Below are 19,765 nucleotides of genomic sequence, written 5' to 3'. Positions count from 1 at the left end.
CATAATAATTTACAAAAAAAATAGCCTTAACGGCTATTTTTTTCTTCTCCAAAACCAGTAGATTCTCTTACAATCAACTGATGAGGCAAAATAACGTGCATTTCTTCAATCGGTTCTTTTGCTAAAAGTTTTGTTAAAAGTCTCATGCTAACAGCTCCTATATCGTAAGCAGGCTGTTGTATTGTAGTAATTGTCGGCTTAAAAATAGTAGAAATATAAGTATTGTCAAAACCCACTACATGGATATCTTCTGGTACTTTGAGATTTGAGTCAAATATCGCGTTTATAGCAGCAGCAGCCATATCATCTGATGCAGCAAATACTGCATCTACTTTGTATTCCAAAAGCTTTAACATAGCTAAATACGCTTTCCGAGTTTTAAATTCTCCTTCTACTACTAAATCAGGGTCATATTTTATGCCATGTTCTTGGAGAGCTTTTTTGTAACCCTCAATCCTTTGAAGACCTCCTATCGGGTCATTCATAGGCCCTGAAATCATAGCTATTTTTTTGTGTCCTAAAGAAATCAAGTATTTGACTGCATCGTATGCAGCTTTTTCATTGTCAATCATAACACTAGGAAATCTTTTATCTTTGTCTTGAGTACCTGCCAGTACTACCGGTACACCAAATTCGTTAAATGTTTGTATGACACTGTCCCTTACAATATCCCCCATAAATATAATCCCGTCTACCTGCTTTTCTCCCAATATTTCTATATATTTGATTTCCTTTTCCTCTTTTTGGTCAGTGTTACACAAAAATATGTTATAATTATACATGGCAGCAATATCCTCTATCCCTCTAACTACTTCGGGGTAGAAAGTGCTAGAAATATCTGGAATTATAAGCCCTATAGTATGAGTCTTTTGGATCTTTAAACTACGAGCCAATGCATTTGGTTTGTATCCAGTCTTTTTTATAGCTTCCAATACTTTTTGCCTTGTCTCGTCCGTAACGACAGCACTGTTATTTAACACTCTCGAAACCGTAGCAATTGATACTTTTGCTTCTCTCGCCACATCTTTTATTGTTGCACTCATCTTAATCACTCCCAGGATTAATCGTTTTCGCTTTATGTTATTTTACTTTTTTATAGGAATTTTGTCAATAGATTTTTTCACTCATTTTCATGTATTTTTTTGACTGATTCCTCCTTTAACTCAATTTTTTGTACTTTTTCGCAAAATAGAGGCAAAAAAGAGAATAACATATATAAAATCCCAACAAATATAATAACCAAACTGATAAATTTTATAACCATCCCTTCCATGGTCATCACCTAAAATAAAAAAATATATTACCGCCTCGCGGTAATATATTTTATTCCCTTTCGTTTAAACTGGTTACTACACAGCTACTGACTTTTTATTTAAGAAAAATTTATCTATTACATGCGCAACTCCATCTTCATCATTTGATAAAGTTGTATAATCTGCTTTTATCTTTACAATGTCAGGAGCGTTTCCCATAGCCACTCCTAGTCCTGCATATTCTATCATTGACAAGTCATTTAGATTGTCTCCAACCGCCACTACCTGATCTCTTTTTATGTTGTACATATTGGCAAGAGTTTTTAAAGCATTACCCTTGCTTACTCCTTTTGCATTAATCTCTAAATGTCCTCCTCCAGATGTAGAAATAGTCAACCTTTTTGCAATTTCGTCGTAAACTTGTGCATCAATAGAAATGGGATTTTTAATATCATTTATCGCATAGATTTTAGCTGTTACGCTTCCCGTCTTCTCAAGAAATTCCTCCAAATTGCCCACCGCATTTACAGTAACATTGTTAAAAGAAAGGTACCACTCTACTCTATCAGTTATTTTTTCCACGTATAGCTCATCATCAATATAGAGGTTAATATGATATCCACTTTCTTTTAACAATCTTATCGCAAATATTGCGTCCTCTGTTTGTATTGGATTGTAATAATATACTTTTTTAGTATAAATATCTTTTATTAAAGCGCCATTATAAGAAATTACCGGAGCATTAATATTAAGTTTAAGGGCATAGGGAAGGATAGAAGAAAACATACGACCAGTTGCGATAGTAAAAATTACCCCCTTTGAAATCACCTCTCTAATTGCTTCTTTAGTTTTATCAGAAATTTCAGAATTGCTATTTAATAAGCTCCCATCAGCATCTGTGACAAAAAGTTTATACATATACTTCAACCCCTATATTTTATTTATCCCTCATCTATATTATAACAGTTTGTAAATTTACATACTATATCATAAATTGTTATAAAACGTTATCATTGAAAATTTTACATTACAAAAAATTCCTTAACAAAGTTTTATGAAAAAGAGCAGAATAAATATAAATGAATATTTTCAAAGTCCTTCAACAATACTATATATGAAGACTTAGAAAGGGTGACATTATGCTAATATTATTTTTCCGTACCCTAATTTTATACGCTCTTATAGTAATATTTATGAGAATTTCAGGAAAACAGCAAATAGGTCAACTTCAGCCCTATGAGTTAGTAGTGGCAATCATGATAGCAGACTTAGTTGCAATTCCTATGCAAAATAAAGGAATTCCTCTTTTATCTGGTATTATACCTATTTTAACCCTTTTAGTTTCGCAACTTTTTTTATCCTACTTGTCAATGAAAAGCTTAAGAGCAAGAGCTATAATTTGCGGTACACCTACTATTTTAATTGAAAAAGGTAAAATCCTAACGTCTCAACTTCAAAAAGAACGCTACAATATAAATGACCTTTTGGAAGAATTAAGAGTAAAAGGTTACCCTAATATAGCCGATGTGGAATATGCAATACTTGAAACAAATGGCAGTTTAAGCGTTATACCAAAGAGCGACAAAAGGCCTGTAACTCCTCAAGACCTAAATTTAACTCCCCAATACGAGGGATTACCACTTCCTATAATAATAGACGGAAGAATTATGCATCAGAATATGCAGAAAGCAGGTATTGATATGGAATGGCTAAATGAACAGCTGAAAATGTGGAAAATACAAAATGTCAAAGAAGTACTCTTTGCCTCTTTAGACACCAATAAAGTTTTAACTGTTTACAGAAAGGAAGATTAAATGTGCGATATGTAGTTCCTTTGATGATATCTGTCGTTATTTTTATAGTGCTTTTAGATATTATATCTTTTAAATACCTTGATAAAACCTCTGAAAATTTAAATAAAATGTTAACAAAAGTGCAGCAAAACATAGAAAAAGAGCATTGGGAAGAAGCACAAAAAAACATAAAAACAGTAGAAAAAGAATGGAAAAATATAAATAAAAAATGGGCAATGCTAATAGAGCATAGAGAAATTGATGAAATAGAAATAAACATGGAAAAACTAAAAAGTTATGTGGATACGAAAAATAAAGACCTAAGCAGTGCACAGCTTAAAGCTATTAAAATGTTAATTAGGCATATACCTCAAAACGAAAAACCTATTCTTGAAAATATCCTTTAAATCTGTAACTTTATAAAACAATGTGTTATAATATATAGGCATAAAAACCCTTTTTAAAAGAAAGGGGGAACAACCATGACATCACCAATAACTACAAAACGCGTAATAATAGGACCAGACAATTTTAAAAAAGTAGTGGATCTATCTTCTCCCTCTAAAATTGGGCTTCCAAAAGGTCAAATTGACACAGAATTCTTGTCTCAAATAAAACCTGGAAATAGCTTTGAAGTACAAGGAGTAAAATATTATGTACTTAACTGCGATACATTTGATTATATAATGCACTATTTAAAGCGTCAAACACAAATTATCTATCCAAAAGAAGCAAATTACATTGCGATGCGCCTTGACATTTTTCCAGGCAAAAGAGTAGGTGAAGCTGGAACTGGTTCTGGTGCTTTTACTGTATACCTCTCTCGTATTTTAGGGCCTTATGGAAGAGTATATACATATGAGCAAAGAGAAGAATTTTATAAACTGGCGCAAAAAAATCTCAGGGAGTTTTCGGAATTTGATAATGTCATAATGTACAATAAATCTATAAATGAGGGAATCAAAGAAAGAGACTTGGACGCATTTTTCTTAGATGTTAGAAAACCGTGGGAAGTTTTAGAAGAAGTAAGGAAAGCGCTAAAACCTGCAGGACACTTAGGAATATTAGTTCCCACTACAAATCAAGTATCTGAAAGTTTGGCTGCACTTGAAAAAGCTGGCTTTTATATTTCAGAAGTCAGTGAAATTATACTTAGAAAATATAAATTAAACCCTCAAAGGTTAAGGCCAGAAGATTTAATGGTAGGACACACAGGTTATCTCATTTTTGCAAGGAAGCTAGAATAGTAATTGTCTTTATTGACTACAAAATCCCATTGTGCTATTATTCCAAAAGTGGTGGTATCTTTATAGAACCACACACTTAATAAAAATTCAATAGGGCTCATTTCGGCCCCGCCAGGATCACAAGACCGGGACGGGAAATAAAGAAGATTTACCTTCCCATCCGTGGAAGGTTTTTTGTCTTAATTAAAAGGAGGGAAAACTATTGAAAATTGGATTTATCGGGGCTGGTGTTGTAGGAACAAGCCTCGCTTTTTTGTTATCCCAAAAGGGTATTAATATCTCAGGTTTTTTAAGTAGAAATTTAGAATCAGCCAAAAAATCGGCTGAATTTACACAATCTAAAGCCTTTTATAATTATGAAGAGATTATTACAAATGCTGATGTAATCATAATAAGTACAAATGACAGTAGCATACCAGAAGTAGTAAACAATTTAAGTCAACACAAAGAAATACTTAAAGAAAAAATTTTTGCTCACTTAAGTGGAGCTTTAAATTTAGAAGTTTTAAATCCTCTTAAAGATGAAAATAATTTTATCATGGTAATGCATCCTATACAAACGTGCCCCTCTGTATCAGCAGCTTTAGAACTTCTTCCAGAATCCTATTTCACTTTAGAAGGAGATGAAAAAGCAGTTGAAATTGGAAAAGAAATTGTAAATAAAATATCAGGTAAATACATAGTTTTAAACAATATAGTAAGACCACTTTATCATGCCGCTTGTGTTGTAGCCTCAAATTACCTTGTAGCTCTTTCAAAATTTAGTTTGCTTCTTTTAAAAGAATCAGGCTTTCCTTTTGAAGATTATCCTGAGGCCCTAATTCCTCTAATGGAAGGAACTTTAAAAAATATAAAAGAAAATGGAATACCTAAAGCCTTGACTGGTCCTATAGCAAGAGGAGATATAAATACTATAAAACTTCACCTTGAAAATATAAAAGATCCAAATCTTAAAGAACTCTATAAAAGTTTAGGTAAATTAACTCTTGATATAGCCTATAAAAAAGGAAATTTAAGTGATGAAAAATATTTTAAACTGGAGGGTATATTAAATGGAGGAAAAAGTAACAACTCTCACACTAAAGAAATTTAAGAAAGAAGGAAGAAAGATTGTAGCTTTAACTGCTTATGACTTTCCCACAGCTAAAATCCTCGATAATTGCGGAATTGACATGATTTTAGTAGGAGATTCTCTCGGAATGGTGGTTTTAGGATACCAAAGCACAATACCTGTCACAATGGAGGACATGATACATCACACAAAAGCAGTATCTAAGGCAGTAAATCGTGCCTTTGTAGTTGCCGACATGCCTTTCATGTCATATCACATATCTAAAGAACAGGCTATGACTAATGCTGCAAAGCTTATTGCAGAAGGCGGAGCTCACGCTGTAAAGTTGGAGGGTGGAGAAGAAATAGCTTCAATAGTCAAAGCCATAGTAGATGCAGGAATACCAGTGGTAGGTCATCTCGGTCTCACTCCTCAATCAGTACATCAATTGGGAGGATATAAAGTCCAAGGCAAAGAAAAAGAGAAAGCCAAAAAAATTTTTAACGATGCAAAAATATTAGAACAAGCTGGCATATGTGCCCTGGTGCTTGAAAGCATCCCAATGGAGCTTGCAAAAGACATTGCAGAAAATATTTCAGTTCCAACTATTGGAATAGGAGCAGGTCCTTACTGCGATGGCCAAATCCTCGTCACCCACGACATGTTGGGAATAACTCAAGGTCATAGGCCTAAATTTGTAAAACAATACGTTAATATTGAAAAAATAATGATAGAGGGCATAAATGCCTACATTAAAGAAGTACAACAAGGTCTATTCCCAGATGAAGAACATTCTTTTACTTTAGAAAAGAGGGAGAATAAATGATAGTAACAGATAAAATTAGTGATGTAAGAAATATAATTAAAGAACAAAAACTATCAGGTAAAAAAATTGGACTTGTACCTACAATGGGATATTTGCACGAGGGCCATTTGTCCCTCGTAAGAATTGCAAAAAAGCATTCAGATTTTGTAGCTGTAAGCATATTTGTAAATCCAATTCAATTCGGACCTAATGAAGACTTTGATAGATATCCTCGAGACTTGGAAAGGGATTTAAAACTTCTTGAAAAAGAAGGATGTGACCTTGTTTTTGCTCCTTCTGTAGAGGAAATGTATCCTTCTGAACTTCTCACAACAGTAAATGTGGATAAAATTACTGAAAAACTTTGCGGAGCTTTCAGGCCCGGTCATTTTAAAGGCGTCACAACAGTTGTGGCAAAATTATTTAACATTTTCACACCTGACATCGCAGTTTTCGGACAAAAAGACGCCCAACAAGTTGCAGTAATAAAGAAAATGGTGGAAGACTTAAATTTCCCTGTAGAAATAATCAAAGCGCCTATTGTAAGGGAAAGTGACGGTTTAGCAATGAGCTCAAGAAATGTATATCTAAATCCTGAAGAAAGAAAAGCCGCCACAATACTTTCGAAATCTTTAAAAGAAGCTGAAAAATTACTTTTAGATGGCGAAAGAAATGCTAATACTATAATAAAAAAAGTAGAGGAAGTCTTAAACTCAGAACCTTTATGCAAAGTTCAATATGTCTCCTGCGTTCATCCTGATACATTAAAAGACTTAACTTATATAAAAGATAAAGCACTTATTGCAATAGCTTGCTTTATTGGGACAACAAGGCTTATAGATAATCTATTGTGGGGGGAAAATATATAATGCAAAGGTTTATGATGAAATCAAAAATACACAGAGCAATTGTAACGGAGACAAATTTAAATTATCAAGGCTCTATAACCATTGATAAAGATTTAATGGAACTTGCTGATATACTGCCAAATGAAAAAGTACAAGTTTTAAACATCAACAACGGTGCACGATTTGATACTTACGCAGTAGAAAGCAAAAGAGGCTCAGGCACAATATGCATAAACGGTGCAGCAGCAAGACTATGTCAGGTAGGCGACACAATCATCATAATATCTTACGCAATAATAGATGATGAGGAAGCCAAAAATTATAAGCCTAAAGTAATATTTGTAGATGAAAACAATAAACCAGTAAATATGTAAAAATTTAATGGTACAAGGTACCTATTTAATGTACCTTGTACCATTAAATATAAGCCCCTTGCTTTAATAAAATGTTTCTCAGCATTTTTACATCAACATTCGAAACTTTTGCATTCTCTTTTGCTGCTATACTTGCAGCTGTCCCTGCCGCTTGACCCGTTGCCATAGCAATTGGTGAAACTCTTATTGCTGCATTTGCTTCATGAGTTGATGATATACATCTGCCTGACACAAGTAAATTATCTACTTTTTTACTATACAAACATCTGTATGGTATGTCGTAATCACTTCCCTTTTTAAGTTTCATATAAACAACGTCTTCCCCCTCCGGAGAATGTATATCAACAGGATAACCCCCTTTTGCAATGCAGTCATCAAAGCGCTTGTTTGAAACAAGGTCTTCAGCTGTTAATATATATTCACCGACTATTTTCCTAGTTTCTCTCACTCCTATTTGCGGACCTGTTGAAATCAATATACTATTTTCAAAACCAGGTATTCTTCTTTTCATAAAGTTAAACAACTCAATGGCTTGATTCCTTCCGATTATTTCACCTTTGGTTAAATCTTTTATATCTGTACCATTTAGCCTTTGTACCCTTGTCATGTTTACTATAACTTCACCTAGTGTATTTGTTTCAAAAAATAACACCATGTCTCTTTCAAAATTTATTTCTCCTTTTTTTCTTGCTTCTTTCAATATAGAATAAAAGCCATTTACCGATAATCTTTTTGCTTTTATGATTTTTTCTTTATCTACCATTCTAAATTCAGTTGGATTATTTAGCACATATTCTTTTATTTTTTGTATATCTACATTGCCTATTCTGACATTCATTGTCATCGGTTGTGTCAAGTTATCCTTGGGTCTTCCTAATAAATAATTGACTCCACATCTTATAGCAAGGTCTGCATCTCCTGTTGAATCTATATAAATTTTGCTTTTTATAGTCATTTCCCCTGATTTGTTCACAATTTTAATTGATTTTATCTTGCTTCCATCTATCTCAACACCCGATAAATAGCTGTGATATAGTATTCCTACACCGCTATCTATTAGCATCTTCTCTAAAATGTATTTCATAAGTTCTACATCAAAGGGTGTTACAGTGCTTACAAACCCAGTTGTATCTATTACGTGGCCAGGACTTCCCCCTATTTTTACAAGATTATCTACTATCTCTTGTGGTATTCCTTTTACAACCTGTCTATCACCCGCATGAAACGTCATCATAGGGCCAACGCCCATATTTGTAAGTGAACCACCGAGAAATCCATATCGTTCAATTAGTAGAGTTTGAGCTCCATTTCTTGCAGATGCTATTGCTGCAACTGTTCCTGATACGCCACCACCGACAACAACTACATCATATGGTTTCATTCTACCACCTACCATATATCATAAAATTCTTTTACAAAAGCATGGGCTGCTATTTCACTTAATGCTCTTAATCTTCTTTTTAGTATAAATGGACCAATTTTTATTTGTATCTTTTTTATTTCACTTGTTAATCCAATATATTTGGCCTCTAAATGGTGAAAATATTCGTGAGTCAGAAATAAATCTACAATTTTTTCATTATCTTTCCAAAAGAAATATTTGTCTGGTATAGAAGGGATAAATACGTTTTGTATATTTTTTTTGTAAATGGTAATCTTTTTTTCTTTACTGTTATAATCGCTAAAAATAGTATAGGCAGGGTTATAACTTTTTTCATCTGTTTCTATAAGTATGTTTTCTTGAAATATTAGTTGTTTTATGTCTTTGTTTTTTATTTTTTCTGCCTCTTTTATCCCTCTATTCCATGCTATTTCTAATATATCATCAAGATTAAGGTCGGATATTCTATTGTAATATATATCAAATTTTAATTCCTGGTCAATTAATTGTTGTTTATTAAGAAATACAGAGGGTACCATTTCATCACCTTTTGCTTAATAATATGAGTATTCGGTCATTATCAGATAAGCCACTTATTTCTACTTTTGCCAGTGAAATTATTTGTTCTTTGTCAATAAGTCCTGATAGGTCTACTATTCTATTTGGCAGTATGATAAAGCAATCAGGGATTTCGGCTCCGCCATCGCCATAAAATATGTTTTGCTCTAATGCTTTGTTTAAATCATTTTCAAAGGTTTTAATGGTTGTTCTATATACTTTGCCGTTATTTTTGTGAAGTCTTATAACTCCTTCTTTGTTTATTACTACTACTCTTTCCTGCTTTTGTGATAATAGCCCAAAGAATCTCTTTCTGTTTTCTATGCCTTTTATGATATACATTGAACCTGTTTTATCGATTATTTGAAGGTTTTTTATCGATTCTAGCTTCATTGATTGAGATGCTATTTTCTTTATTTCTTCTTCTCCTAAGTTTTTGTTTAATATGTCTTTGGAACGTAATTCTGTAGCTCCTGTAGCAATTGCTCTTACTATATTTTTTTGTGAGTCTATTTCTACATATATTTCTACTGTTTCTTCTAATGCCCCTGATTTTATTACTGCTTCTTTTGCCTCATTTCTTATTGATAATATATCTTTTTCAGTGGGGTTTTGTATTGTGCGCTCTACTATTTCTCTTACCATTGCAAGGGCTACTCCTATTGTAGAGATTACCTGGGCGTTTTTGGCTATTCTATGGTGCATACCCATAATTTTTGCAACATAGGGAACTATTGAAGCACTTCCTCCTCCACCACCTACAAGTACTGTGGTAGATTTGTCAAGTTTGTAGTCAGTAATAAGCTGTTCAACAACTTTTATTACTTTCATGCTTGCAATGTCCATTATTTTTTTTGCTACTTCTTCAACTGTTTTATTGAGTTTTTTGGCAATTGGCTCTAATGCCTTTCTTGCAGCTTCTTGATTACCATAGGCGTAATCTTCTGGTCTTACATATCCTAATACGTTTGCCGCACAGGATACAGTTATTGCAAATATTTTCCCATTCTTGCTTTTGATTGCAACATAATTATCGGGATCGTTCTTTTTGGGCTTTATATATACTATTTCAGGTTCTATTATTTCTTCTGGATCGCTGTAAACTGCATATGGTAAATCTGCAATATGAGCACTTCTGGGCCCAACGTCTTCTATGTCTTTGTCACCAAGCCTTACCATGCTCCCTCCTGCTATTCCCACCGTTCTTACATCAAGGGAGTTAAGATAAGTCTTATGCCCACCGATTTCTGCATAGTTTACCATTACTTTGCCTCTCTTTATTGCAGATATGTCTGTACTTGTTCCACCAACTTCAAGGAATATGCCGTCAGATATTTTTTCATACATGAGAGCTCCTGCTACACCTGCAGCAGGCCCTGAAAGAAGTGTTAATATCGGTCTTTTCCTCACTTCCGCTATATTCATTACTCCACCATCGCCTCTCATTATCATGAGAGGTGCTTTTATGCCGGATTTTTTTACGCTTTCTTCTGTCATGTTTGCTGTCTCTATCATTTTGGGAAGTATACATGCGTTTATTGCTGCAGTCCTTGTCCTTATTTTTAATCCATATAGCTTTGTTATTTCATGCGTAGCCGTCGCCGGAAGCCCTTTTTGCTCTATAATGTCTACTATTTTATCCTCAATTGTTGGATCATCTACTGAAAAAGCTTGGGCAGCGACAATTGCCCCTATCTCCTGCCTTTTGAAGTCCTCAATTTTCATTTCCACGTTTTTCTCAAATTCGTCCTCTAATTCAATATATTGATTTGCAATCTTTAATATTTTACCTGGTGCAAGTTCTATATCTTGTATATTTGTATCGCTTTTTACTTTAATACCCTCAAGCCCTTTCCCTGCAGCTATAATGCCAACAGGAACAACGTCACCTTCTAATAATGCATTTGTTGCCTGTGTTGTACCATGGGCTATAAATAGGACATCTTCTGGATCTATACTGTGCTCTTCCATAAGTTTCATAAGGGCTTCTATAATGCCTTTTGCAACACCTTCTTTCGCAGTATGTGTCGTCGGTACCTTTATTGTCCCTATTAATTCATAAGTGTCATTATCTATAGCAACCGCATCTGTAAATGTTCCTCCAACATCTATCCCGATTCTTACCTTCAATATTATCTCCTCCTATACATGTCATGATAAGGGCTAAGTTAAATCACTTAGCCCTTTTATGTTTTAAAAGAACATTATTGAAGCTGTAACTACGCCAGCTATAGCAAGTGCCCATATATATGGTAATAATTTTAATAGAAGTTTATTAACGTCAACACCAGCATAATTACTTAACCAAACATTATGTGTATTTGTTGGATCTCCTATCGCTTGAATCCTTTCTGTTGATAAAAGTGCACCCATTACTGCAGTCGGTGGCAAAAGTTTTAAACCAATGATAAGACCAGCTATACCACTTCCCAATCCCCATAAATTTAGAGGACCTCTGTAAAGAGCCAACGGCGCAAGTAAACTAAAAAATATAATGTACGATATTCGCGATGAAGGAATAATACTCTTTAAAATGGGTTCAAGGCTTTTTGCGACCATAGGATGCATAACAGCATTTAGCAACATGCCAATTCCTATCATTAAAAGCACTGCTGGTGCAGAATCTGCTATACCATCATAAGCAGTTTTGGTAAGGGTATTTAAAGCATTTTTAACCGATTTTTGTGTTGTAATTACGCTATAAACTATTCCAACCATAAAAGATGAAATAATCGACCATTTAAACACTAATACAAATAAAATAGGTATAAGTGGTGTTAATAATGCTAAAGAATTCGCTTTTTGTTCTATTTCTTCATCATTTGCTTGAGCCCAAGCAAATTTTAAGCCTTGGCGTTTAAATTCTATAATTATAAAAACCAGAGCTGTTATAGCAGTTAAAACCATAAGAACTAATGCAAAATTTCTAACTTGTTCTAACGTTACACCAGTGGCCGTTATATAAAAAGCCCAATTTCCCATATTAAGTTCAAGACCTATCGCCATACCAAACAAAAATACTGCAATTGCTGTCATAGGAGCTACACCTACTGACATCAATATAGGTATTGTTATACTACCAATCATTATTACAGCACCAAGACCACCTACAGTTGTAAATAGTAAAGCTATTGCTGCTGCAACTAAAATTGTTATTATAAAAGGTCGGTCTCCACCTAATTCAGCTGCTGTTTTAACGATGGATTTTGATATCCCAGTTTGGTTCATTATTTGCCCAAGCCATGCGCCAAACATTACTGCTACATATGCTGCAGCAAGTTTTATAGCTCCTCCATCTATCACATAAGCTAAAAGCCCGTTGTCTACTTTAGTCTTAGGGTCTACCATTTTTAGAGGAACACCAGCAATTACTGCTATTCCTATCGCAAGTATTGGAAGTGCTATTAATGTGGGCAACTTCCTAGTTATCATAAGCACTGCAATTGCTAAAAAAAGAACCAATATCAACACTGCCTGCATGATAAAAACCCCCTTACAATTTATTTATCGCTTCTCTAAACAAACTAGTTGTTCTTTCAACTCCTTCTACGGTATTTCCGGTCACAATTGCACCTATCATTATCCCTTTTACTCCTAATTCATATAAGAATCTTACTTCTTCCGGTTCTATAATCCTTTGAGTAGGAACCACAACAGGTTTGTCAACATTTTCAACAAGCCTGCCATATCTCATTAAATCAAATACATAAATTTTTTCTCTTCTATCATCGGGAAGAACATCTGCTTCTATTACATCTACACCTATTCTATTAACTGCCCTGATATGACCTAAATCATATGTTTCATTAACAGCAATCATCTTGTCAAGATTTGAATCAATCATATAAAGTGGCATATAATGGGCAAACATTGACAAAAAACTAAAGCCAATTTCTTCTACAAATTTAATTTCATCTTTGCTTGCATATAACTGTGCACCAGGAACAAGACCCACAGGCACATTGGCATATTTAATTATCTCTTCAAACACCTCCCTTTGTTCCATTATACCTCTGAAATTATTGCCACTCGCCGAATGATAAACATTGGCATGGACCTTTAACGCATCTGCACCTCCTTTCACAGCAGCCTGTGCAAATTCTAATTTGTTTTCAGGTAGACTAACTATTAACGTCATTTTGTTTGAATTAAGCAAATCAAGAAATTCCATAAAGCTACGCCTCCTGTATATTTATTATTTTTTTTAAAGTAAGCTTTGCTGCTTCTCTCATAACATCTTCATCTTTTGTAGATGGGTTTTTAATCACCAGATTCTCGCAAGATCTTGCCAGAGAATTAATAATAGCTGATAATTTTAATATTTTACCATCAAATATAAAGACTTTTATATCCAGTAAATTTTTTAAATTGATAATAGCCACTTTTAAATAGTTACTTACTTCATTTATAAGACGATTTTTTTTCTCATCATTTAATATTTCACACAAACTATCAATATTTATTGGAGGTATATTATCAATTTGTTCCTTTTCATGCTCTTCGATTATCATTATTAATGCTCTTTTTATTATTGATTTTATTGATACTACCTCGTCTAAGGTTGGGCCATTTTTATCTACGATCATTTGTCCAATATTTATGCTAGTTTCCAAACGCTTCCCTTTTATAATTACTGAAGACTCTATATCTTCATCTATTTTAATGTAAGCAAGATTCTCTCTCATATTTAGGTTTTGGTATTCTGCCATAGCCTTTAAATTCAATTCATCTTCCTCAACAACAGTAAGTCCCAGCTCCAAAGATAGTGACTGCTCTATTGTTATAAACTCTGAAGAAATAGATGTATTTAAAATTCCTCTCGGTTTTAAAATTTTAACATCATTGTTCAAACAAATACCTATGCCAAATATTTTTTTATCATCTTTACATATTTCTTTTTCAAAAGAAAAATAGCATTCTTTTATTTTTGCCTCTAATTTAGATATTTCAAAATAATCAAATTTAATTTCCTTCTGTGATATCTTATTCATAGAAAAATCAAACAAAGAAGCTATTATTTTATTTTCATCAACCTTAACCACTAAAATATATCCACTTTCAGGATTAAACTGTAGCATAATGGGCCTTCTGCCACCCGTAGATGTACCTACCCCGTTTTCTTTTATAATATTCTCCTCTATTAATTCGTCAGTCAAATCTGAAACAGCTGTTAAGCTTAAACCAGTATATTGCGAAATTTCTGTTCTTGACAATGCACCTTTATTAATAAGTGTTTTTAAAATTAACTTTTTGTTTCTGTCTTTTAATTCTTTTAAGTTGTTTTTTCGCCTCAATTTACTTTACCCTCCCTAACTTATTAAGAAGTTCGTAATAAGTTTATAAAATAAAATTTGTATTATCTACTTAGCAAAAAACAATTATGGCCTTTCTTAAATAATGCTACATATAACTTCCTATATTCTAAAGTAAATTTATGTTATTTCTAACTTCTTATTATCTTAATTTTATATATTCGACATTATTTTTAAAATTCCTTCTTAAAATATATAAAAATTATAAAAAATTTTATCATCAACCTCTCATCTTTTTAAAGCTTTATCACACTTCACATTATTTTGTCTCTACTATCCCGACTGCCATCCCATTCTTATATAAATTCAAACTAGCAAACACATTTCCTTATTCCCCCTTTTCTTTAAGTTCGGTACGAGTCTTTGCCATTGCCAATACAACAGTTACAAATTCGGTACACTCCACATTAAAAAACCGGGAATATCACCCGGTTTCAGTTTGTTGACAAAGCAAAATTTAAGCCCCTGTTTTCCCAGTTTTGAAAACAGGGGCTGTATGTATCTGGATAAAATTTTCTTTAAAACTCCAAATAATGGATAAAGTTTTGAAATGTCAAAGGGCCTTTTGCCCTTCCTCCATAACCATAAGGCCATTTTCTTTAAATTCATGGCAGCAAAAACAAGCATCGCTTGCATGGACAATTTTTCTTTCCCTCTTAATGTTGTCCATCGCAAACCATGCTTCTCCTTTAAATCCGCAAACACTCTCTCTATTGTCTCTTTCCTTCTCTCATATACTTCTTTACAGTAAGGTGTATGCCTTAAGTGTTCTGCTTCTTCTACATACCCTTCCCATATATACCTGAATATCCTCTTTGTGTAGTCTTTACTTTGGGTACACTTTTCTCTTAAAGGACAGTTTTTACATTTTTCTGGGTTTGATTTGTATTCTCTATATCCTTCTCTATTAGTTGTAACATATGTTAGTATTTCATTTTGTGGGCATATGTAACAGTCATAGTATTCATCATACACAAATTCATGTTTCTTCATAAAACCGTCTTTTGTTTTTGGTCTTGTGTATGGCACTGCTGGTATTATTTCTCTATCAAATATTGTCTTTAATATGTACGGATTTTATATCCTGCATCTACTGCTATTGCTTTTGGTTTTCCTACCCTATTTTCAACTTCTTTTAGTACTTCTTCAAACATTACGCTGTCGTGTACATTCGCTGCTTCAACTTTTACTCCTAATACAAATCCGTTTTTATCGCATGCTGTGTGAAAGGAATATGCAAAACATTTTTCTTTTTCATTTTTGTTTAACATTCCACTATCTGGGTCTGTTTTGCTTACTTTTACTTCTTTCGTCTTTATCGTCTTGATTTTCTTTAATGGCTTTTTTTCCATGAGCTTCTCTATCTTTGTTTATTTCTTCTTCTAGTTTTTCTTGATAAGTCCTGGCTTCTTGTTCTATTATTTCTTTTGTATATTTTTTCTTATTGGCACTTGCTTTTACGTGAGTGGAATCTATGAATACTTCCTCTGCATTTACTAACCCATGCCTTATTGCTTCTTCTAAAATCTTCGTAAATATTTTCTCAAATATGTCTGTCCCTTTGAATCTTCTTATGTAGTTCTGGCTAAATGTTGAAAAATGAGGTGTTTCTTCTGTTAACCCATACCCTAAAAACCATCTATATGCAACGTTTGTTTTTATTTCTGCTATTGTTCTTCTTATCGACGGTATACCAAAAAGATATTGAATGAACAGTATTTTTATCAATACTACTGGATCTATGCTTGGTCTGCCGTGATCTTCGGAATATTTGTCCTTTACTAAATCGTATATGAAGCTAAAGTCTATGACTTTTTCTATCTTTCTTAAAAGGTGGTCTTTTGGTACTAATTGATCTATGCTTACAAATTCTATTTGATGTCTTGCATCCTGTTTCTTTGTTAACATCTTCCTTCTCCTCTCCTCTTTTGCTTTATACCACTAAAATAACAAGGAACCCTTCTCATCATAACGGGTTCCCGATATTTTGTCAACAGTCTGAAATACCGGGAATATCACCCGGTTTTTTTAGTATTTTTACTTTTTACATAATTTATCATACCGCCTGCTATGAGTACTTCTCTGTTTCTATCTGAAACATCAAGATTTACTTCAAAAGTTGTGCCTTTCGTTTGGTTTTTTACTGTGATCCTGCCACCTCTTTTTACCTGTGCTACCGCATTTTCTATCTTTAAAACATCCCCAACCTCAATGTTTTCATAATCTTTTTCATCTACAAAAGTAAGAGGAAGAATTCCACTATTTATAAGGTTTGCTTTGTGTATTCTTGCAAATGACTTTGCTATAACAGCCTTTACTCCTAAGTAAAGCGGAGCCAATGCTGCGTGCTCTCGGCTTGAACCTTGTCCGTAATTTACCCCACCGACAATTATACCACCGTCCCATTCAATCGCCCTTTTCGAAAAGTTTTCATCTATTATCTCAAAGCAGTGTTTCGAAAGTTCAGGAATATTAGACCTTAATGGTAACAACTTAGCATTTGAAGGCATTATATGGTCTGTAGTTATGTCATCTCCTACTTTAATTAGCACCCTCTTTTCTATATCAGAAAGAGGAGTGTTAAGAGGAAATGGCTTTATATTAGGACCTTTTATTACTTCAACTTTTTCTCTATCCTCCGGTGGTTTAACAATCATGTTATCATTTATTTCAAACTTTTCTACATAGGGGACTTCAGGGGCTTCTCCTAATTCTCTAGGATCAATTAAATAACCTGTCAAAGCCGCAGCAGCAGCAACTTCAGGGCTTACAAGATACACTGATGCTGACTTAGTACCACTTCTACCATAAAAGTTTCTATTAAAGGTTCTTACAGAAATTGCATCTGTTGCGGGAGCTTGACCCATGCCAATGCAGGGACCACAAGCACTTTCCAATATTCTCGCACCTGCTGAGATTAAGTCAGAAAGCGCACCATTTTTTGCAAGCATGTTAAGAACTTGTCTTGAACCAGGAGCAATTACAAGGCTTACATGTTCTGGAATAACCTTGCCTCTCAATATGGAAGCAACTTTCATTAAATCAGCATAAGAGGAATTTGTGCATGACCCTATAGCAACTTGGTCAACTTTTGGCCTTCCTGCGTCTTTAACTTTTACAACATTATCAGGACTATGAGGGAGTGCTACTAATGGTTCCAGTTCATCAAGGTTTATTTCAATGACCTCATCATATTCTGCATCTTCATCGGCAGCCAAAGGCACAAATGCATTTTCTCTTCCTTGGGCTTTTAAAAATTCATAAGTCCTTTCATCTGAGGGAAAAATTGAAGTAGTAGCTCCTAACTCTGCTCCCATATTGGCAATTGTAGCTCTTTCGGGTACTGATAGAGTTTTTACCCCATCTCCCGAGTATTCGAAAATCTTCCCAATTCCACCTTTTACTGTAAGTCTTCTTAAAAGCTCTAATATTACATCCTTTGCGGATACCCAAGGTCTAAGCTTCCCAGTAAGTCTCACATTTACAATGGAAGGCATAATAATTCTGTAAGGCTCTCCCGCCATAGCCAAAGCAACATCTAATCCTCCTGCTCCTATAGCTAACATTCCTAACCCACCTGCTGTTGGCGTATGGCTATCAGAACCTAAAAGAGTTTTCCCAGGCCTTCCGAATCTTTCGAGATGTACTTGATGGCAGATTCCATTGCCAGGCCTTGAAAAATATATGCCATATTTTGCTGCAACAGTCTGAATATATCTGTGGTCATCCGCGTTTTCAGGACCTTGCTGTAATGTATTGTGGTCAATGTAAGCAACAGAAAGCTCAGTTTTTACTCTATCGATACCGAGAGCCTCTAATTGTAGGTACGCCATGGTACCAGTAGAGTCTTGAGTCAAAGTTTGGTCAATTTTAATTGCTATTTCTCGACCTTTCACCATTTCTCCTTCTACAAGGTGAGAAGATAGTATTTTCTGCGTAAGATTCATTGCCTTCACTCCTGTAACATAATTTTATATAGCCTTTTCTCTATTTTTAATAACATCCTCATAAAGGTACATCAACTCTTTATCAAAAAGCGGCCTCTTAAGCTGTATAGCTAATTTTCTTACATGAGGCAAAAGCTGATTTGCTTCTTCTTCTGTTAAAACTCTGCCATATTCTTTAAACTTATTAATAAGAGCTGCAGTACCAGAATGCTTGCCAATTACTATCTGCCTTTCAAGGCCTACTTCATCAGGGTTAAATATTTCGTATGTGTAAGGATTTTTAAGAGCACCATCTACATGAATACCTGACTCATGAGCAAAGACATTTGTTCCAACTATAGCTTTCCATGCTGGCAACTGTCTTCCTGAGGCTAAAGCAACATATTCGGAAATCTCCCTAAACTTAGTTGTATCTATTCCTAAATCTATTTTATAGACGTGCTTTAATGCCATTACAACCTCTTCTAAAGCAGCATTTCCGGCTCTTTCTCCAAGGCCGTTTACAGTAACTCCTATAAAATTGGCTCCTGCTTTCATACCCGCAAGAGCGTTGGCAGTGGCCATTCCAAAGTCATTGTGGGTATGCATTTCAATATCAATATCAACAGCTTCTTTTATTGTTTTGACCATGTCGTAAGTTTTGAAGGGATCTAAAAAGCCTACAGTGTCACAAAATCTTAAACGATCTGCTCCTGCCTGTTTTGCACATTTGGCAAATTCAATAAGAAAGTCCATATCTGTACGAGAGGCATCTTCTGCGTTTACAGAAACATATACACCTTCTTTTTTCGCGAATCTAACTGCTTCTGTCATATTGTCCAAAACCCATTGTCTTGTCTTTTTAAGTTTATGCTCAATGTGAATATCAGAAGTAGACACAGAGATTGCAACTGCATCAACGCCACATTCCAAAGACTCTTGAACATCTTTTACTACTGCTCTATTCCATGCCATTATGCTGGCATTCAATCCAAGCTTTGCAATTTTTGCAACAGTTTCTTTTTCGTCTCCTCCCATTGTGGGAATACCTACTTCTAATTGGTCTATCCCAATTTCATCTAACATTTGTGCAATTCTGATTTTTTCGTTATTTGCAAACACAACTCCTGCAGTTTGCTCTCCATCCCTTAAAGTCGTATCAACAATATAGACTTTCTTCCCCTTTTTAAGAGCCATTTAGCTTCCCCCTTCAAAAA

The 19,765-nt window shown here is 34.2% G+C and carries 17 protein-coding genes and 1 pseudogene; 7 read left to right on the top strand and 11 right to left on the bottom strand.

Going from position 1 to position 19,765, the window contains the following annotated elements; genetic code table 11:
• Nucleotides 1-26: 26 nt before the first annotated feature.
• Complete coding sequence (locus tag TMATH_RS02695; protein ID WP_012994583.1) at nt 27-1,043, bottom strand: LacI family DNA-binding transcriptional regulator; 1,017 nt, start codon at nt 1,041-1,043, stop codon at nt 27-29.
• A 306-nt stretch (nt 1,044-1,349) separates the two neighbouring features.
• Nucleotides 1,350-2,171, bottom strand: coding sequence for a Cof-type HAD-IIB family hydrolase (locus tag TMATH_RS02690; protein WP_013149884.1), 822 nt, complete (start codon nt 2,169-2,171; stop codon nt 1,350-1,352).
• 221 nt (nt 2,172-2,392) lie between these two features.
• On the opposite strand from TMATH_RS02690, the gene TMATH_RS02685 reads away from it, so the two are divergent.
• From TMATH_RS02685 to panD, 7 genes are all read left to right on the top strand, one after another.
• Entirely contained in the window at nt 2,393-3,067 is a 675-nt protein-coding gene (locus tag TMATH_RS02685) for a YetF domain-containing protein (RefSeq protein ID WP_012994581.1), read from the top strand.
• A 2-nt stretch (nt 3,068-3,069) separates the two neighbouring features.
• On the top strand, nt 3,070-3,453 hold the full coding sequence (locus tag TMATH_RS02680) for a DUF4363 family protein (RefSeq protein WP_012994580.1): 384 nt from the start codon (nt 3,070-3,072) through the stop codon (nt 3,451-3,453).
• 75 nt (nt 3,454-3,528) lie between these two features.
• Complete coding sequence (locus TMATH_RS02675; RefSeq protein WP_013149883.1) at nt 3,529-4,293, top strand: tRNA (adenine-N1)-methyltransferase; 765 nt, start codon at nt 3,529-3,531, stop codon at nt 4,291-4,293.
• Between the two features lie 202 nt (nt 4,294-4,495).
• The gene (locus tag TMATH_RS02670) at nt 4,496-5,386 is read left to right on the top strand and encodes a Rossmann-like and DUF2520 domain-containing protein (protein ID WP_013149882.1); all 891 of its coding nucleotides are present in this window, start codon (nt 4,496-4,498) and stop codon (nt 5,384-5,386) included.
• The gene (gene panB, locus TMATH_RS02665; protein WP_013149881.1) at nt 5,346-6,170 is read left to right on the top strand and encodes a 3-methyl-2-oxobutanoate hydroxymethyltransferase; all 825 of its coding nucleotides are present in this window, start codon (nt 5,346-5,348) and stop codon (nt 6,168-6,170) included. Before TMATH_RS02670 ends, panB begins: the two co-directional genes overlap by 41 nt.
• Entirely contained in the window at nt 6,167-7,018 is an 852-nt protein-coding gene (panC, locus tag TMATH_RS02660; RefSeq protein WP_013149880.1) for a pantoate--beta-alanine ligase, read from the top strand. Before panB ends, panC begins: the two co-directional genes overlap by 4 nt.
• Nucleotides 7,018-7,371, top strand: a complete 354-nt coding sequence (gene panD, locus TMATH_RS02655) for an aspartate 1-decarboxylase (protein ID WP_013149879.1) — start codon at nt 7,018-7,020, stop codon at nt 7,369-7,371. Before panC ends, panD begins: the two co-directional genes overlap by 1 nt.
• Before the next feature lie 43 nt (nt 7,372-7,414).
• Here the strand turns inward: panD and TMATH_RS02650 are convergent, their stop codons facing one another.
• The 9 genes and pseudogenes from TMATH_RS02650 to nifV all read right to left on the bottom strand — a co-directional run bounded on the left by TMATH_RS02650 (nt 7,415) and on the right by nifV (nt 19,745).
• A complete protein-coding gene (locus tag TMATH_RS02650) occupies nt 7,415-8,752 on the bottom strand; it encodes an FAD-dependent oxidoreductase (protein WP_013149878.1) in 1,338 nt (445 codons plus the stop codon).
• 8 nt (nt 8,753-8,760) lie between these two features.
• Nucleotides 8,761-9,291, bottom strand: a complete 531-nt coding sequence (locus TMATH_RS02645) for a hypothetical protein (protein ID WP_013149877.1) — start codon at nt 9,289-9,291, stop codon at nt 8,761-8,763.
• 4 nt (nt 9,292-9,295) lie between these two features.
• Nucleotides 9,296-11,443, bottom strand: coding sequence for a hydantoinase/oxoprolinase family protein (locus tag TMATH_RS02640; RefSeq protein WP_198002300.1), 2,148 nt, complete (start codon nt 11,441-11,443; stop codon nt 9,296-9,298).
• Nucleotides 11,444-11,503: 60 nt separating this feature from the next.
• Entirely contained in the window at nt 11,504-12,790 is a 1,287-nt protein-coding gene (locus TMATH_RS02635; protein ID WP_013149875.1) for a C4-dicarboxylate ABC transporter, read from the bottom strand.
• A 13-nt stretch (nt 12,791-12,803) separates the two neighbouring features.
• Entirely contained in the window at nt 12,804-13,481 is a 678-nt protein-coding gene (locus tag TMATH_RS02630) for a hypothetical protein (RefSeq protein ID WP_013149874.1), read from the bottom strand.
• A gap of 4 nt (nt 13,482-13,485) precedes the next feature.
• On the bottom strand, nt 13,486-14,604 hold the full coding sequence (locus TMATH_RS02625) for an ROK family transcriptional regulator (protein ID WP_013149873.1): 1,119 nt from the start codon (nt 14,602-14,604) through the stop codon (nt 13,486-13,488).
• Nucleotides 14,605-15,006: 402 nt separating this feature from the next.
• Nucleotides 15,007-16,530 (bottom strand): annotated as a pseudogene (locus TMATH_RS02620) (IS1182 family transposase).
• A 107-nt stretch (nt 16,531-16,637) separates the two neighbouring features.
• Complete coding sequence (locus TMATH_RS02615; protein ID WP_013149872.1) at nt 16,638-18,569, bottom strand: aconitate hydratase; 1,932 nt, start codon at nt 18,567-18,569, stop codon at nt 16,638-16,640.
• 24 nt (nt 18,570-18,593) lie between these two features.
• Entirely contained in the window at nt 18,594-19,745 is a 1,152-nt protein-coding gene (gene nifV / locus TMATH_RS02610) for a homocitrate synthase (protein ID WP_013149871.1), read from the bottom strand.
• Nucleotides 19,746-19,765: the final 20 nt, after the last annotated feature.

It is taken from the genome of Thermoanaerobacter mathranii subsp. mathranii str. A3, assembly GCF_000092965.1.
GTDB lineage: Bacteria > Bacillota > Thermoanaerobacteria > Thermoanaerobacterales > Thermoanaerobacteraceae > Thermoanaerobacter > Thermoanaerobacter thermocopriae.
This window is presented reverse-complemented; position numbering and strand designations above follow the sequence as displayed.

Coding starts and splice junctions, on each gene's coding strand:
- TMATH_RS02615 (WP_013149872.1), bottom strand. CDS start 18,569: ATGAATCTTACGCAGAAAATACTATCTTCTCACCTTGTAGAAGGAGAA.
- TMATH_RS02650 (WP_013149878.1), bottom strand. CDS start 8,752: ATGAAACCATATGATGTAGTTGTTGTCGGTGGTGGCGTATCAGGAACA.
- nifV (WP_013149871.1), bottom strand. CDS start 19,745: ATGGCTCTTAAAAAGGGGAAGAAAGTCTATATTGTTGATACGACTTTA.
- TMATH_RS02630 (WP_013149874.1), bottom strand. CDS start 13,481: ATGGAATTTCTTGATTTGCTTAATTCAAACAAAATGACGTTAATAGTT.
- TMATH_RS02695 (WP_012994583.1), bottom strand. CDS start 1,043: ATGAGTGCAACAATAAAAGATGTGGCGAGAGAAGCAAAAGTATCAATT.
- panD (WP_013149879.1), top strand. CDS start 7,018: ATGCAAAGGTTTATGATGAAATCAAAAATACACAGAGCAATTGTAACG.
- panC (WP_013149880.1), top strand. CDS start 6,167: ATGATAGTAACAGATAAAATTAGTGATGTAAGAAATATAATTAAAGAA.
- TMATH_RS02645 (WP_013149877.1), bottom strand. CDS start 9,291: ATGGTACCCTCTGTATTTCTTAATAAACAACAATTAATTGACCAGGAA.
- TMATH_RS02635 (WP_013149875.1), bottom strand. CDS start 12,790: ATGCAGGCAGTGTTGATATTGGTTCTTTTTTTAGCAATTGCAGTGCTT.
- TMATH_RS02675 (WP_013149883.1), top strand. CDS start 3,529: ATGACATCACCAATAACTACAAAACGCGTAATAATAGGACCAGACAAT.
- panB (WP_013149881.1), top strand. CDS start 5,346: ATGGAGGAAAAAGTAACAACTCTCACACTAAAGAAATTTAAGAAAGAA.
- TMATH_RS02685 (WP_012994581.1), top strand. CDS start 2,393: ATGCTAATATTATTTTTCCGTACCCTAATTTTATACGCTCTTATAGTA.
- TMATH_RS02690 (WP_013149884.1), bottom strand. CDS start 2,171: ATGTATAAACTTTTTGTCACAGATGCTGATGGGAGCTTATTAAATAGC.